The organism is Brachybacterium sp. AOP29-B2-41 (assembly GCF_052378395.1).
In the GTDB taxonomy this organism is placed as follows: Bacteria; Actinomycetota; Actinomycetes; order Actinomycetales; family Dermabacteraceae; genus Brachybacterium.
The window spans coordinates 1-15,824 of sequence record NZ_JBQSXR010000008.1; the positions used below are offsets into that span (position 1 = coordinate 1).

The window sequence follows — 15,824 nt, forward strand, 5'->3', positions numbered from 1 at the left end:
GGCCAACGCCTTCAGTGCTGCGAACACGCTGCCCAACACCATCTGGCTGCTGGTGGGCGGCGGCACTCTGAACGCGATCCTGGTGCCCGCGATCGTCCGCGCGGTGAAGCGTCCGGACCGCGGCAGCGACTACATCTCGCGCCTGATGACCCTGGTCGCGGTGGTGTCGCTCGGAATCACCGCCGCCTGCCTGGTCGCGGTCCCGCTGCTGCTGACCCTGACCAGCGGCCTGCTGCCCCCCGCGACGTACGCGCTCGCGGTGCAGATGGGCTACTGGATGATGCCGCAGATCTTCTTCTCGGCGCTGTACGTGATGTGCGGCCAGCTGCTGAACGCGCACGATTCGTTCGGGCCGTACCAGTGGGCGCCGGTGGTCAACAATCTCATCGGCATCCTCGGTGCCGCGCTGTTCCTGGGCGTGTGGGGCACCGTCGGCGATCCCGGCCAGTGGACGATGTCGATGATCGTGGCGATCGCCGTGATCAACGTGGGCGGTTCGGCCGCGCAGGTGCTGTTCCTGTTCTGGTACGTCAAGAAGCTCGACCTGCGCCTCCGCCCGAAGTGGGGCCTGCGCGGGCTGGGCCTGGGCAAGCTCAGCCGGATCGGGCTGTGGTCGCTGGCGATGCTTGGCCTCGGGCAGCTCGGCATCTGGGCATCCCGCTGGGCCACCGGCGGTGCGGTGCGGATGACGGAGCACTACCAGGATCAGCCGGAGCTGGCGGCACGCTATCCGGCGCTGCTCACCATGGAGTGGGCCTACCTGGCGTTCATGATCCCGCAGGGCATCATCGCGGTCACCCTGGTCACTGCCGCCTTCCCGGCGATCTCGCGCCATGCCGCCGACGCGGACCACGCCGGCGCGCTGGCCCGCTACTCCGAGACCAACCGGATGCTCGCGGTGCCGATGATGCTGTGCACCGCCGTGTTCATCGCCCTGGCCGGACCGATCATGTGGGTGATCGGCGGCGGCACGGCGGAGATCGGCGCCCGAGCCAACGGCACCGTGCTGATCGCCTACATGCTCGGGCTGGTGCCCTTCGCGTCCCTCTATCTCATCAAGCGCGTGTTCTACGCCTACGAGGATGCCCGCACCCCGTTCATCGCCCAGATACCGATCGCCGTGGTCACGGTGCTCTCGGTGCCGATCATCCTGACGATAGTCGATCCGGCATATGCGGCGATGGCTGCGGCCGGCTCCACCAGCCTCGGAAGCCTGCTCGCGTGGCTGCTGGGCATGTGGCAGCTGCGCCGGCTCGCGGCCCGGCACGACACGCTCCCGCCGAGTGCAGCGTCCGGGGCGCTGATGTTCGGGAAGCTCGCGGCAGCCGCTCTGGTGAGCTGGGCTCTCGGCACCGCGCTGGTACGCCTGGCGGACGATCTGTTCTGGACCCACCGGGCCCTCGCCGTGCTGCTGGGCGCCCTGGTCGCAGGGGTGATGGTGGTGGTGTTCACCGCGGTTGCCTACCTGCTGCAGGTGCCGGAGGTGCGCCACCTGGTCGACGCCGTGCAGCGTCGGCTGCGCCGGTTCACCCACCGCGGCAAGGTGGTGGGCTCGTAACATGGTCGATGCACGTGACGGGCACACCCCCGCCGGACGACGAGAAGGACGGGCCGTGAACACGAATTCAGAGCCGGACGCATTGCGGTCCCGGTGGACGCTGGAGGGCACGATCCCTCTGACCGGCGTCGCCGAGGGCGCCTCATGGCGTCGTGCCCGATCGGTGGCGACCGGTCAGAGCGTGGTCCTGTACATCGTGCACGGCGACACCGCCCTGGAGGCCGCCGACGCGGTCCGCCGCGCGTATCTCGTCGACGACCCGCATCTGCTGCCCGTCCAGGAGATCGTGGTGCTCGACGATCCACGGGAGACCTCCTCGGAGCAGCCCTCCTCCGGGAATGCGCAGGGGCCGACGACGGTGGTGGAGTATCTGCTGCCCCCCGCACCGCCGCTCGCGGCGCTGCTGGCCCGCGGCCCGCTCCACCCGGAGACCGCCCGCGCGATCATCGGCGAGGCCGCGACCGGGCTCGAGGCCGCCCGACGCCGCGGCGTGCGCCATCAGCTGCTCGACTCCAACCGGGTGTTCGTCGATACCCGCTCAGGCGCTGTCTTGATCCTCGGGATCGGGGTGGAGGCCGCGTCCCATCCCGGCCTCGACAGGTCCCGCGAGGTGGCCTCCTTCCAGGACACCGCGGCCCTGGTCGCGCTGCTGTACCGGGCGCTGACGGGCCGCAGCCCGCGGCACGACGCCCAGGGGAACGTGCCCCGGCCCTCCACCGTGGTGGACACCGAGATTCCCCAGGACCTGGATCTGCTGTGCGACCTGGTGCTGAATGAATCGGCCGACGAGATCCCCGAGACCACTCGCGGACTGATCGAGGCGCTCGAGCCGTGGCAGTCCATCCCGGTGACCCTCGAGGCATATCCCCGCCGGGCACCGCAGGAGCCCACACCAGCCGGGACCCCGGAGCCTTCGCCGTCGGACGCCCCCGAACCTTCCTCGGAGCTTGCCCCACCACCGGTGGAGGCCACGCCCGAGGCCGCGCCCACGGAGGACGGGGCGCAGCCCGCAGCGGACGGGACGCAGGACGGCGGGGAGGGCGAGGACGAGCTGCTCGAGAGCACAGCACTGATGCAGGCCGTGCCCGACGAGGACACGATCGCTCAGGCGCCGTCCGACAGCCCGACTGAGAGCCCGGTTGAGAGCCCGGCTGAGAGCTCTGCCGCTGCACCGGGCGCCGGTTCCGCCAGCGCTGCGGGCGCGACCGGCGCCGCAGCAGCGTCCGGTGCCGCAGCAGCGACGGGTGCCGCGGGCATCGCAGCGGCTGCTGCAACCCCGACGCAGCCAACCTCCGGCAGCGAGAGCTATCACTACGGTTCTGCCGACGCTGATCTCACTTCCGACGGTTCAGCGCCTGACGTCGACGCCTCACCTTCCGCAGCGGCAGAGGACCAGACCAATCAGGCCGAAGCAGCCGACGAGGCTGCCAAGGCTGACGCGGCCGACGAGGCGGCTCGCCAAGCGGCCCTGGCCAGGGCCGAGGAGGCCCGGCGCGCCTCCTCAGAAGCGAAGGCTCTGGTCACAGACCTGCAGCTCGACGAGAAGCGATCCAGCAGCCCCTTCCCGGGCCACCTGGAGATCACCCTCCCGACCCGGCCGCAGCCGACGTCGGGCCCGGTAGCGCCCACGGACCCTGCTGCAGCTACGGGCCCAGCGGCGAACGGGGCGGCCACGCACCCGGCGCCATCGTCCGCAGGGCCATCGTCCGCAGGGCCATCGTCCGAGGGGCCTCCATCCGCAGCGCGATCGTCCGAGGGGCCATCGTCTGAAGCGCCGTCCGCCCGCGCGGCCGGCGCGTCCAGCGCCCTCCCCGCAGGAGGCCTCACCGCCGGTGCCGCTGCAGGCACCGCTGCTGGCGCCGCTGCGGCTGCTTCTGGCACAACTGCCGCTGGCGGAGCGAACGCCGCCGACCTGCCATCGCGTTCCTCCGGCACCCACTGGCCGGTGGCCCACGGTGCGGAGCAGGCTGACGCCCCGACTCTCGCTCCCGACCAGTCCCCGTCGGGTTCCGACGTGCGAGCGCAGCAGCCCCCCGCTGCGCCCTCGGAGATCAGCGTCGCCTCCACCCCGGACCATTCAGCGCCGATCCCCGCGCAACCGGTCGTCCACAGTGCTGACGAGCAGTCGGTCGCTCCGGTTCCGGTCTCCGGTCGCACAGCATCCCTCGCACCCGTCCGAGAAGACGGACCGATCGTGGTCCATGGTCGAGATCGCACTCGGTTCGACGACACCCCCGACGAGAGCACCGCGCCCTTCGCCCGCAGCTCGCTGCTGCGAGATGTGGTCGGGGTGGCCGTGGATGCCGACGCTCCGGAGACCTTCACCATGGGTCCCCGCGATGAGGAGAAGCGTTCCCTGCAATCGCAGTGGATCATCATCGGCGGCGCCATCGTGGTGATGGTCGCACTGGTCATCGCGCTCACCTCGATCACTCGCGACCTCAGCGGGATCCTGGAGGACCCGCTGGCCACCTCCGCACCCTCGGCAGAGGCCCCCAGCGCGGAGCAGACCGGCGAAGCCCCGGTCGAACCGACCGCCGAGGCGACCGAGGATCCCGCCCTTCCCGCACCCGAGGTCACCGGTGTCGAGCTCTTCGCCGAGGGGAGCGATCGGGAACCCGACCACACCGACCAGCAGGAGCTGCTCACCGACGGTGACCCCGCGACGTTCTGGTCCACGAAGCACTACGGGAGTCCCGACTACGGAGGCCTGAAGGAGGGCGTGGGGATCCGCCTGAACTTCGCCGAGCCCTCGACGCTCACCGCAGTGACCCTCACCACCGCACGCAACAACGGCGGCACGATCGAGCTGCGGGCCGTGAACGACGACGGCTCCCTCGGGGACGTGCTCTCGACCGGCGAGCTCGCCGGGGACGGGGAGGTCCGGCTCGAGACCCCTGAGCCCTTCGAGGCCGAACGGGTCGCGCTGTGGATCACGGAACTGCCCCCGGACAGCAACGAGACCGGCCGGTTCCGCGCCCGCATCGCAGAGATCCAGGTCGAATGACCTCGCGGTCCCCCCGTCCTCCGTCTCCGCGCAAGGGGACAGAGAGCGGTCCGCGTCAGGTCACGGTGCTGGGCATCCCCATCCCTCTGCTGCTGATCGCGCTGCTCGTCGCTGGCCTGCTGGGAGTCCAGCTCGCCGGCGCGCTGGAACGAGCCACCACCAGCAGCTCCCACTCGGCGTCGACATCAGTCGACTCCCTCGCCGGAAGCGGGAAGAATTCAGCGGGCGTTCCCGTTATCACTGAGACGACACTCGGCACAGAGGTGCAGCGTCTGATCGACACCGGCACCATCCAGCCGATGACGAGCTTCGATGCTGCACAGTGCCTACGGGAGCAGAACATCCCGGAATCGATCCTGATCATGGAGGAGGTCGCGTGGGGCGGCGAGGAGACATCGAGCTGGTTGCTCGTCCACGGACCGATGGACCGCGAGACACTGCGGGCCAACGGCGGGACCGTCTCGGCCACCGTGGTCCTTCCCGCTTGCGGCACTTCCGGGGACGGTACCTCGTCCCAGGAGAACAGGCTCTGGTCCGGTGACGTGATGATCGGCCCCCTCTGACCTCATCCGGCGAAGGGTCCACGACCCACCCGCCGCGCAATACTCGATGGCGGTCCGCCCGCCGACCACCTACGACAGTTCCCATGGAAGGACACCCCCATGACGCAGCCCATCCAGGCGCTCAACATCCTCGGCGGCACCCCGCTGTCCACGCAGCCCGCCGCAGCACCAGCCGCTGATATCGATCAGGATGAGACGGTCCACGAGGTCGTCATCGTCGGCTCCGGCCCGGCCGGCTACACCGCTGCCATCTACACCGCGCGTGCCGAGATGAACCCGATCGTGATCGCCGGTGCCCTCGACGCAGGCGGCGCGCTGATGACGACCACGGACGTGGAGAACTTCCCCGGCTTCCCGACCGGCGTCCAGGGGCCGGAGCTGATGACGAATCTGCAGGAGCAGGCTGAGCGCTTCGGTGCCGAGATCATCTATGACGACGCGGTGCAGCTCGACCTGGAGGGTGAGATCAAGACCGTCACCCTCGACGACGGCACCGTCTACCGTGCGAAGGCGCTGATCATCACCACGGGTTCCGAGTACCGGAAGCTGGGGATCGACGGCGAGGAGGCGCTTTCCGGTAAGGGGGTCAGCTGGTGCGCCACGTGCGACGGATTCTTCTTCAAGGACAAGGAGATCGTCGTGGTCGGCGGCGGCGACAGCGCCGTCGAAGAGGCCACCTTCCTCACCCGCTTCGGCAAGTCCGTGACCCTGGTGCACCGCCGCGACGAACTCCGTGCCTCGAAGATCATGGCTCGCCGGGCCGAGGCGGATCCGAAGCTGAGCTTTGCGTGGAACAGCGAGCTGGTGAGCATCAACGGCATCGACAAGGTCGAGTCCGTGACGCTTCGGGACACTGTCAGCGGCCAGGAGCGCGTGCTCGAGACTTCTGCCGTCTTCGAGGCGATCGGGCACCTGCCCCGCACCGATCTGGTGCGCGGAAAGCTCGAGCTCGATGACGAGGGATACATCGTCTGCCAGGGCCGCTCGACCTTCACCTCCGTGCCCGGCGTCTTCGCTGCGGGAGACGTCGTGGACCACACCTACCGCCAGGCGATCACCGCGGCCGGGACCGGTTGCCAGGCGGCCCTGGACGCCGAGCGCTGGCTCGCGGACACGGCTGCCAACGCCCACGCCGAGCAGGTCCTGGCCGCCGCCGGTCAGTGACCTCCACGCCCCAGCAGACCACCACCGGCAGCCCTGAATCGCCGGTGGTGGTCCTGGTGAGCGCCTCGTGGGCTGGGCCGTCGCGCCCGGCGCCTACGGTGCTCAGGGAGCTCAGCCGGCGCTGGGGGCCGAGCATCCTCGCTCTGCTCGTCGAGGACCCCGAAGGCGACGTCCTCGAGCAGTGGGGTATCGACATGCTTCCCACCTGGATGAGATTCCGATCTGCTGCTCTAGAGGCCGCCCCCGATGACGCAGAGGAACGGCTCACCGTGTCGTCCCTGTGTGGTGTCACCCCGAATGGGGAGAGGCTCCTGCTGGAGGGGCCCTGGACGTTGACGCACCGACGCACGGGTGCCCTCGCCAAGCATGTGGTGGAGACGGAATTCGGACCGGACTCGCGGCACTGAGGGGGACGCACGTCCTGCTCCGCGGCTGTCAAATCACCTAGGACTGCAAGCGCTGACGTGCATGGATCAGGTTGTGCACAGTGTTGTCCACATGTCCGTCCACATTAGTGGACGGGTAGATCCACAAGGTTATCCACAATTGGGTGTGCACAAGTGGGGAAAGCCGTCGACCAGGCGCTTTGCTGGGAAAGCTGTCCTGACCTGCAGGAACACTGTCCAAGCGGCGGGAGATCGGCACCGCTGGTTCACGTGACCTTGCACATGCGCGTGTGACGACACCGAATCTGTACACCTGTCCAGATGTAGTTGTCCACAATGTTACGCACACTGTGCATGACGGGCACCGCCCGCTGCTTGACATGCATCTGCTGCCCGTAGCGAATGGGCACGAACGCCGTGGCCGCTGGCGGGGACTTTCCAAGTCTCGGGAGTCACGTGAAGCGACCGCAGGTGAAAGCGACGGCAGTGAACCGGCATGCACGCCTTGCCCTGCGGCCCGTGTGCGCGCAGCGCCCCTCCGGAAGAAACTGATTCCTCTCCGTCTGCTGGCGTAGGTCGACGTGGCTTGGGGAGAGTGGAGGAGTGCGGACTCGGGTTCGGTGCGCCGATCGCGCAGTTCCTCGTGAAACCTGGACCGCGCGATGTGTTGCCTTCGCCGGCTCGCCGGGAGGGGCGTTACGTCCATGTTTCACGGGCAACATCGCGTCGCCGCCCCCCCCCGCCGCGCAAGCACCGACCTTGCGCCGGGTGAAGCGTCGCGGCACGCTTTGTGCTGTGGTCGACTTCCACCGTGCCTCGGTCGGGCGGTGCCGGGCTCGGCCCATCCACGTTCCACGTGGAACTGAGTTCGAAATCATCAGTGATACCAAAGGCGGGTTGAGAGTTCGCTTGTACGACTAAGACCAGCCACCGCTCGGGCAAGTTTTCACCCGGGTAGCGATCCGCTGCGCCTTCCCCAGCACCGGCTCATCTAGCTACACACGTTTCACGGGGAACACAGAGTCGCGGTCGCACGTCGCCCTTAGCCCGTGCTGCGGAGCTGGCGAGAGCGGCCTACGGTCTACTACCCGTCCACGTTTCACGGGAAACGAGGACGGCGAAGTGAACCCGGAGGCCGCCTCAGTGGGGACGTCGATCATGGTGGCCCGCCTCCAGAAAGGGCTCGTCCACAGCACAGACGCCAGGAGGGAAGTCCATTCCCCATTTGGCCAGCGGATTCCAGGCTCCGGCGACCACGGCGCTACCCCACACCTGGGGGACGTTTCACGCGAAACCATCGCAAGATCCCTAGTTCTCGCTTGGTCCACGTGAAACGTTGATCCAAGGCGCTGTTGGCCCATGAGCTTGTCTTCTCCTCGCCGCCCTTCCTTGACCTCGCAGCAGTTCTATAGGCTTTCAAACGCTAATGACCGGTAGCCGCCTCACGGCTCTGGCGCGCACGATATCGATGTTTCACGGGGAACGATAGGGAGGCGCGGCTTGCGAGGTCTCCCCGCTGACGAGCGGCCATAGGAGTCCGGGCCGCGCTCAGTCGTGTCGTTCCAGGCGAATCTGACCTCCGGCGGGGGCCCATCTGATGCTGGCCATGTTCCACGGGAAACTGAGCTCGTGGGGCAGCAGTTGGGAAGTGGCGATGCCCTGATGTCCGCCGTCGCCACCCCGGCAGCCTGCCTACCATGCACATCCCAAGCACGAACTCATACGCGTTCCACGTGGAACTCTCGCGAGGGCACAGTTCCACGTGGACGCCGCCATATCGCACCAAGTGAAGCTCTGGAGAGAAGATTCTGAAGGTCGCCGCCGAATCCAGGATCGGTCCAGGGCGCGAAATGTCGCCCCCCATCCCCGGTTCCCCGCTCTTGGTAGTGAACGTACGGGTAAGCGGGGCTCTCGAGTCGTCGTTTCCCGTGAAACGGTGACCATGCCCAGGGGCCGACCAATCCCTTCCAGCGTACGACCGACATCGCCGAATCGATGGCTTGACGCTGCGTTCCGTGCGTTTGCGACCACGCAGAGATGACCGCACGCCAGCCCCCGTTTCACGTGAATCGCGGGGTTCGATCTAGGCTGCCCGTTAGTTGGACGACTGTCACGCCCATGTTCTTGAACCAACCGCCCAGGGAAGTAGGTGCACTAGTCCGTGTTTCACGTGAGTCGGACCTATCGCTGCCGGGCCGAATGTCGTCCGAGGCGAGCACGGACGCCACCACGCACATCGGCGTCGTCAGCAACACAACAATTCTCAGCCAGCCCGAGAGGACGTTTCGCGTGGAACGGCGCCAAAGAGCAGCCGGATCGGAGGGCTACTGGAGCACAGCCACAAGGTCCGGCAGTCGTGCCACGGTCGAAGATCCCCGGCGGCCTCGCCGGGGTAGCAGGGTTGCCTCGTACCCAAGGAGGGCTCTATCCACATGTCTGTACACAATGGTGGATAACCGAATAATGGGGCACTGACCTGTGCATACGCCGCTCAGACGGAGACGCTCTCTGCTTCTCCCAGAGCGGATAGACCACGACTACATAGATCAGCGCTTATGTGACCTGACTCTCTTCGTGCGAGGTAACTGACATATGCGCCCACTACGTCGTGTCCGCGACCAGCACGTCCTTCAGTCTCTCCAAGCTCAGGGATCTGCCGGCGCGAGGGGCGATCGTTCTCTCGCAGGCGCCCGCTCGGTACCGGAATTCTCCAGGGCCGGGACTGCGTCCTCACACCAGGACCGCGGAACACTTGACGGGCCCCGCTGCGGTCACGAACAGACGCTGGACGCTGCTGACACTGAACAGCAAAGGAGGGGCTCGCAATATCTGCGGGCCCCTCCTGGTGTGCTGCTCGTGCCTGCTCAGTCTTGCGCGGCGTGCTCTCCATCGGGCAGGGGAATGTCCAACCCCATGTTCTCCACCAGACGCTCCAGATCCTCGAGGTTGCTGAACTCGAGGGTGATGCGCCCCTTGCGCTTGCCGACATCGATGCGGACGGGAGCTTCGAGGCGGTTGGAGAGACGACTGGTGAGGTCCACGACGTGCGGGTCATAGGTGGTGCGGCGAACGGTGCGGGTACCGGTCTCCTGGCCTCCACGAGCGACCAGACGTTCGACCGCGCGTACGGAGAGCCCTTCCTGCACGATGCGCTGTGCGAGCTCCTCCATCAACGTCGGGCTGTCGAGGGAGAGCAGAGCGCGGGCGTGACCAGCGCTGATCGCGCCGCTGGCGAGCCGGCGCTGCACCAGGGCGGGGAGACGCAGAAGACGCAGAGTGTTAGTGATCTGAGGGCGGGAGCGGCCGATGCGCTCACCGAGCTCATCCTGCGTGCACCCGAAGTCCTCGAGGAGCTGCTGATAGGCGTTCGCCTCTTCGAGCGGGTTCAGCTGAGTGCGGTGAAGGTTCTCCAGCAGGGCATCGCGAAGCAGGTCATCATCGCTGGTCTCGCGGATGATGGCGGGAATTGCGAGGAGCCCTGCTCGGCGTGCCGCGCGCCAACGGCGCTCACCCATGACCAGCTCGAAGGATTCGCCGTCTTCGGTGACGGGGATCGGGCGCACCACCACGGGCTGCAGTACGCCGACCTCACGCAGCGAGTAGGCGAGCTCATCGAGCTCGTCGTCGTCGAACATGGTGCGAGGATTGCGAGGATTCTCCCGCACCTCATGGATCGGGATCTCCGCGAACTCGGCCCCGGGAACACTGACCAGGCCACGGGTTCCGGTGAGCTCTGTCGGCGGCGCGTCGCTCCCGCTCTCGTCCTGCGCGATGTCGTCCTCTGAGTTCGCGGGCTCAGACTCAGGGGCAGCATCCTCGGAGTCCTCGGCAGTATCCGTGGGCTCCGGAGGGAGATCCGTGGGCTCCTCCGCGGGAGCCGGGGCGGGGGCGTCGGGCTGTGCAGGGGTCGACGTCACCGTCTCCACGTCGACGACCGGGCTGTCCTCGCTCTGGCGGGGCGTGGTCTCGCGCGGGGACGTCGTAGCCGTCCCTGCGGGCTCCGCAGTGGACTCAGAAGTGGCCTTCGCGGGAGACGACTTCGCCGAGGCGGGCTTCGAGGAGGCGGCCTCCGAGGCAGCAGGCTTCGAGGTGGTGCGCTTCGCGGTCGTCGAGGAGGAAGCGGAAGGCTTCTTGGTCTCAGCCGTCGGGGAGGCAGCTGCGCCAGCGTTCTTGGCGGCTGCGACAGCCGGCTCAGCCTCAGTAGCCTTCGTCGGCGCGGAGTTCTTCGCCGCGGTGCTCTTCGCTGCGGCGCGCTTCGGCGCCGGGGCCTTGGCTGCAGTGCTCTTGGGGGCGGCCTTCTTCGCGGTGCCGCTGGAAGAGGAGGTGCTGCGGGAGGACCGTGTCGAGGTCGAGGTGTTCGAGGATTCCTTCTGCGGCTCCTCGTCAGCTCCCTTGGACTTCGTGGACGCAGCCCCGGAGCGTGCGGCACCGGAACCATTGGTGCGCCCGCGTCGCTCCGCCGCTGCGCGTGCCATACCGGTGGCCAGATCATGAGCGCCGGCACTGCCTCGCTGCGCGCGCTCGGTCTCGCCGACCTTCTCCCCGGAGAAGAACATGTCGACCGGCCGGGGGGAGCTGGAACGTCCCTCGGTCGCATCGGACGGGCGCGTGCGCGTACGAAGCTCCTGCTCAGGCGCAGGCCTCGAACCGGCGCCTGGGATCAGGGCGCCGAGTCCTCGACCGAGTCCTCGCTTCTGCGTCATGGCCATTGTCCTTCCAAGAAATATCGTCGCCATCGGGATGTTGACCGGGTGTGCGCGCGTCTTCGCAGCGGGTCCCGGTCAGGGGAGATCAGGGTGCGGGGCGGGTGTTGAGCTCGTGTGCGGCTGCCCGGTAGGCGAGCGCCCCGCTGGAGGCTGGATCGTAGGTCAGGACGGTCTGGCCGTAGCTGGGCGCCTCGGAGATCCTCACCGACCGCGGGATGCTGGTCTCCAGGGTCTGGTCCGGGAAGTGTTCGCGCACGTCCTGGGCGACCTGAGCCGCGAGGCGGGTGCGGGCGTCGTACATGGTGAGCATGATCGTGGAGACCACCAGGTCCGGATTCAGATGCTGACGGATCAGATCGATGTTGTTCAGCAGCAGCGAGAGACCTTCGAGCGCGTAGTACTCGGCCTGGATCGGGATCAACACCTCACGGGCCGCGACCAGCGCGTTCACGGTCAACAGCCCCAGCGAGGGAGGGCAGTCGATCAGCACGTAGTCCAGCCGCTCGAGCCCCTGCTGATCGCGCTCCTCGAGATGATCACGGATCGCGTTGCGCAGCCGGTTCTCCCGTGCCACGAGCGAGACCAGCTCGATCTCGGCGCCCGAGAGGTTGATCGTCGCGGGCGCGCAGAACAGGCGCTCCATGTCCGGGACCGGCTGGATCACGTCGCTCAGAGGAGCGGATTCCACCAGCACCTCGTACATGCTGGGCACCTCGGCATGATGGTCGATGCTCAGCGCCGTCGAGGTGTTCCCTTGCGGGTCCGCATCGATCACCAGCACGTTCAGGCCGCCCATCGACAGCGCCGCGGCGACGTTGACGGTGGTCGAGGTCTTGCCGACCCCGCCCTTCTGATTCGCGACCGTGATCACACGGGTCTTCTCGGGACGAGCGAAATCGAGACCCTCGAGCTTCTTCCTACGGGCATGGTCCCGGGTGAGCTCACGCATCAGCGGGGTGTCTTCCATCGCGCCGCGCCCCGGGGAGGAATCATCGCGCTTTTCAGCCACGTGCGTCTCCCTTCCTGGTCGCCTTCGCACGGCGACGCACTTGGACCACTGTAGTGGGAACCTCGACCTCGCCCACGCCGTACTGGGAGATGGTGGGATCCACGCCTCCGAGCTTGCTGAGGACCTTCTGAGCGTTCTCGACCTCATCCGCCGCCGAGGAACCCTTCATGGCCAACAGCATCCCGTCCTCGGCCACGAGCGGAAGCGTCCAGCGGGCCAGCTTGTCCAGCGCAGCCACCGCCCGCGCGGTCACCACGTCGAAGGACCGCACTCCGTGCAGCTCCTCGGCCCGGGCGCGGACCACCTCGAGCCCCAGAGCCAGCTCGGCGTCGACCTCCTCGAGCCAGGTGGTGCGGCGCTGCATCGTCTCTACCAGCGTGACCTGCAGGTTCGGGCGGGCGATCGCGATCACGACCCCGGGCAGGCCGGCCCCGGAGCCGATGTCGGCCAGGGTCGTCGCAGTAGGGGCGGCGCTGTCGATCGCGTCGACCATCAGCGCGCAGTTGAGGAGGTGCCGCTCCCACAGCCGGTCCACCTCGCGCGGGCCGATCAGCCCGCGCTCCGGTCCCTGCTCAGCGAGCAGCGTGACGAAGCGCTCCGCCAGCTCGAGGCGATCTCCGAAGAGACGCTCGGCTGTCGGGCGGAGGGAATCGGGAAGGGGCTGCACGGTGCGCCTCAGGATGCCGGGTAGATCACGACGTGGCGGGTCTTGCCATCACCATCGGACTCCGAGCGCAGACCCTCGCGCTTGGCCACGTCATGCACGACCTTGCGCTCGAACGGGTTCATCGGCCGCATCGGGACCGGTTCGCCGGACTCCTTGGCCTCGGCGATCGCAGTCGCGGCGAGTCCCTCGAGGCTGCCCTTGTGCTCCGCACGGAAGCCGCCGATGTCGAGCATGAGGCGCGAGCGGTTCCCGGTCCGGGTCTGCACGGCCAATCGCGTGAGCTCCTGCAGCGCATCGAGCAGCTCGCCCTTGGGCCGGTTCAGGCGGGCCAGCTTGTCGGCGCCGGCGATCTCCACGGACGCCCGGTCGCCATCCACGTCGATGTCGATGTCGCCATCGAGGTCGGCGATGTCCAGCAGCTCCTCGAGGTAGTCGGCGGCGATGTCGCCCTCCTCCTCGAGCCGTCGCATCCGCTCCTCAGTGGTCTCGACGGTCGCCTCCGGATCCTCCGGGTCCTCCGAGGACTGTTCGTCGCCCTCCACGGGGGTGTCAGCAGACGCGCTCCCGGAAGGTGCGGACTCGGCCTCGGTCGCCGCGGCGTCAACGGTCGCGGAATCGGCAGCCACGGAATCGTCGGGTGCGGACACGTCGGCAGCAGTCGCATCAGCCGCAGCCTCGTCGGGCGAGGACGGAGTGGCAGCGGACGCAGCCGCGTCGAGCGGCGCGGTCGACGCCTCCCCTCCCTCGTCGGTCACAGGAGCATCAGCGATGGGGTCATTCAGGTTCATCAGGAGTCCTCCGGAAATGCGGGATGTGGGGTGCTCCCCGGGAGCGGCTGTGCTCCCGGGGGCGAGGTCACTTCTTTCGCTTCTTCTTCGCGCCCTTGTTCAGGGCGTTCGATCCCTGCGAAGGAGGGGGCGGAGTCTCGCCCGCGGCCTCCAGCGCCTTCCGACGCTCCTCGGCGGCCTGGGCACGCAGAGCCCGAGCACGTTCGAGCTTCTCCTCGTCGGAGAGCTTCTTGCCGCTCTTGCCCTTCGAGGGCTGCACCCGGATCGGAGCCTCGGGCTCCGGCTCGGCGGAGATCTTCTTGGGCGGGGTGAAGTCCAGCGGCTCGAGGCCCTTCTTCGCCCGCTTGGCGTTGATGCGCTCGTGCTTCGCCTTCTCGGCCTCGGTGCCGGGAGTGGGGGTCGCACGGATGACGATGTACTGCTGGACGAAGGTCCACACGTTGGTGGTCAGCCAGTAGACGAGCACACCGATCGGCATACCCGGCCCCGTGATCACATAGATGAACGGGAGCATGTACAGCATCATCTTCTGGGTGCTGGCCATGGGGCCCTCGAGGGCCGCCTTGGGCATGTTCTTCATGGTCAGCGACTTCTGGGTGAAGAACGTGACTCCGGACATGCACGCGATGATGAGGCCGGAGACGATCATCGTCGTCATCCCGCCGTCACCGGGCTTCAAGAAGGAATTGGCAATGGTGACGTCGCCGAAGAAGGTCGCGGTGCTCGCGCTCTCCGCGAGCGACTGGGTGAGCGGGCCGAAGCCGTCGCTGCCCTCCGCAGCGGCCTCGGGAAGCTTGTTGAACAGCACCCGGAACAGGCCGAAGAAGATCGGCATCTGCAGCAGCACCGGCAGGCACGAGGAGAACGGGCTGGCGCCGGCGTCCTTGTAGATCGCCATGGTCTCGTTCGCCATCTTCTGGCGGGAGTCCGGGTCCGTCTTTCCCTTGTACTTCTTCTGGACGGCCTGGAGCTCCGGGGAGACCATCTGCATCGCGCGCGAAGCACGGATCTGGCGCACGAACAGCGGGATGATCAGCGTTCGCACCACAACGGTGAGGCCGACGATCGAGAGCACCCAGGTGATGCCCGCGTCCTTGTCCATGAACAGGGACAGCAGCGCATGGAACTTCACCATGAGCCATGCGACGGCCCACTCGATGGGATACAGGGGGTTCATCGGCCTGGTCTTCCTGCCGCACGGATGCGCATGACGTTCATACGAGGTGTCGGCTGTGGTCGGGAATCTGAGATAAGGGTAGGCCCTAGTGGGCCGGGTGCCGCAGTCGGCGTGGATTCGTCCACATGCCGGGGGCGGGGACCGGGTCGGGGCCCCCGCGGGTGAAGGGGTTGCACCGCAGGATCCGCCAGCCGGTGAGCAGCGTTCCCTTCAGCGCACCGTGCACACGCAGGGCGTCCATGCCGTACTGCGAGCACACCGGATCGTAGCGACAGGCGGGCGGCGTATAGGGCGAGATGCCCACCTGATAGCCGCGCACCGGGAGCATCAGCAGCCGGCGAGGCAGGCGGGTGAGGGCATGAATCCCTCGCCGCTGGCTCATCCGGCGTGCTCCAGGCGCCGGGCGAGCTTGCGCTCGGCGGCGGCGAGGGCGGAGTCCACGTCGTCCTTGAGTGCAGCGAACTCCTGGTCCTGGATGCCGGGCAGGGTGCGCAGCACGATCGCCGACCCTGCCGGAAGGGTCTCGAAGTGCGGGCGGACGATCTCCCGCAGCCGCCGTGTGACGCGGTTGCGCACCACGGCGTTGCCGACCTTCTTGGACACGACGAATCCCACGCGGGGTGCTTCTCCTCCCTGCGTCAGCAGGGCGAGATGCACGACCACGTGGGATCGGGCGCTGCGCACTCCACCGCGGGTGACCGCTCGGAACTCGTCACCGGAATGGAGCCGGTGACTGGACCAGTTCACGGTGCCACGAGTGTCACGAGGAGTGCGCCGGGAATCGCCTCGACGAGTCGCC

At 67.7% G+C, this 15,824-nt stretch carries 11 protein-coding genes; 4 read left to right on the forward strand and 7 right to left on the reverse strand.

The features are described from left to right. From murJ to trxB, 4 genes are all read left to right on the forward strand, one after another. The coding region (murJ, locus tag ACT3T9_RS09220; RefSeq protein WP_444606405.1) for a murein biosynthesis integral membrane protein MurJ at nt 1–1,558 on the forward strand (1,558 nt) is incomplete at its 5' end. 55 nt (nt 1,559–1,613) lie between these two features. Then, entirely contained in the window at nt 1,614–4,565 is a 2,952-nt protein-coding gene (locus tag ACT3T9_RS09225) for a hypothetical protein (RefSeq protein WP_444606406.1), read from the forward strand. A gap of 65 nt (nt 4,566–4,630) precedes the next feature. Beyond that, a complete protein-coding gene (locus tag ACT3T9_RS09230) occupies nt 4,631–5,128 on the forward strand; it encodes a hypothetical protein (RefSeq protein ID WP_444606407.1) in 498 nt (165 codons plus the stop codon). A 99-nt stretch (nt 5,129–5,227) separates the two neighbouring features. Next, nucleotides 5,228–6,292 (forward strand): thioredoxin-disulfide reductase, encoded by a 1,065-nt coding sequence (trxB, locus tag ACT3T9_RS09235; protein WP_444606408.1) that lies wholly within the window; start codon nt 5,228–5,230, stop codon nt 6,290–6,292. A 3,250-nt stretch (nt 6,293–9,542) separates the two neighbouring features. Here the strand turns inward: trxB and ACT3T9_RS09240 are convergent. From ACT3T9_RS09240 to rnpA, 7 genes are all read right to left on the reverse strand, one after another. Continuing rightward, on the reverse strand, nt 9,543–11,381 hold the full coding sequence (locus ACT3T9_RS09240) for a ParB/RepB/Spo0J family partition protein (RefSeq protein WP_444606409.1): 1,839 nt from the start codon (nt 11,379–11,381) through the stop codon (nt 9,543–9,545). Between the two features lie 88 nt (nt 11,382–11,469). Continuing rightward, nucleotides 11,470–12,351, reverse strand: a complete 882-nt coding sequence (locus tag ACT3T9_RS09245; protein ID WP_441444922.1) for a ParA family protein — start codon at nt 12,349–12,351, stop codon at nt 11,470–11,472. A 34-nt stretch (nt 12,352–12,385) separates the two neighbouring features. After that, entirely contained in the window at nt 12,386–13,060 is a 675-nt protein-coding gene (gene rsmG, locus ACT3T9_RS09250) for a 16S rRNA (guanine(527)-N(7))-methyltransferase RsmG (protein WP_441444895.1), read from the reverse strand. 8 nt (nt 13,061–13,068) lie between these two features. Next, nucleotides 13,069–13,848: a Jag family protein gene (locus tag ACT3T9_RS09255; protein ID WP_444606410.1), complete on the reverse strand. Its 780-nt coding sequence runs from the start codon at nt 13,846–13,848 to the stop codon at nt 13,069–13,071. 67 nt (nt 13,849–13,915) lie between these two features. Next, nucleotides 13,916–15,025: a membrane protein insertase YidC gene (yidC, locus tag ACT3T9_RS09260; protein WP_442332263.1), complete on the reverse strand. Its 1,110-nt coding sequence runs from the start codon at nt 15,023–15,025 to the stop codon at nt 13,916–13,918. Nucleotides 15,026–15,110: 85 nt separating this feature from the next. Then, complete coding sequence (gene yidD / locus ACT3T9_RS09265; protein ID WP_441444898.1) at nt 15,111–15,407, reverse strand: membrane protein insertion efficiency factor YidD; 297 nt, start codon at nt 15,405–15,407, stop codon at nt 15,111–15,113. Further along, nucleotides 15,404–15,772: a ribonuclease P protein component gene (gene rnpA / locus ACT3T9_RS09270; RefSeq protein WP_444606411.1), complete on the reverse strand. Its 369-nt coding sequence runs from the start codon at nt 15,770–15,772 to the stop codon at nt 15,404–15,406. The genes yidD and rnpA overlap by 4 nt, the downstream gene beginning before the upstream one ends. Nucleotides 15,773–15,824 lie beyond the last annotated feature (52 nt).

Bases quoted from the DNA above. Each gene is read 5' to 3' on its own strand.
- trxB (WP_444606408.1), top strand. From the start codon at position 5,228: ATGACGCAGCCCATCCAGGCGCTCAACATCCTCGGCGGCACCCCGCTG.
- ACT3T9_RS09240 (WP_444606409.1), bottom strand. From the start codon at position 11,381: ATGACGCAGAAGCGAGGACTCGGTCGAGGACTCGGCGCCCTGATCCCA.
- ACT3T9_RS09245 (WP_441444922.1), bottom strand. From the start codon at position 12,351: ATGGAAGACACCCCGCTGATGCGTGAGCTCACCCGGGACCATGCCCGT.
- ACT3T9_RS09255 (WP_444606410.1), bottom strand. From the start codon at position 13,848: ATGAACCTGAATGACCCCATCGCTGATGCTCCTGTGACCGACGAGGGA.
- yidC (WP_442332263.1), bottom strand. From the start codon at position 15,025: ATGAACCCCCTGTATCCCATCGAGTGGGCCGTCGCATGGCTCATGGTG.
- yidD (WP_441444898.1), bottom strand. From the start codon at position 15,407: ATGAGCCAGCGGCGAGGGATTCATGCCCTCACCCGCCTGCCTCGCCGG.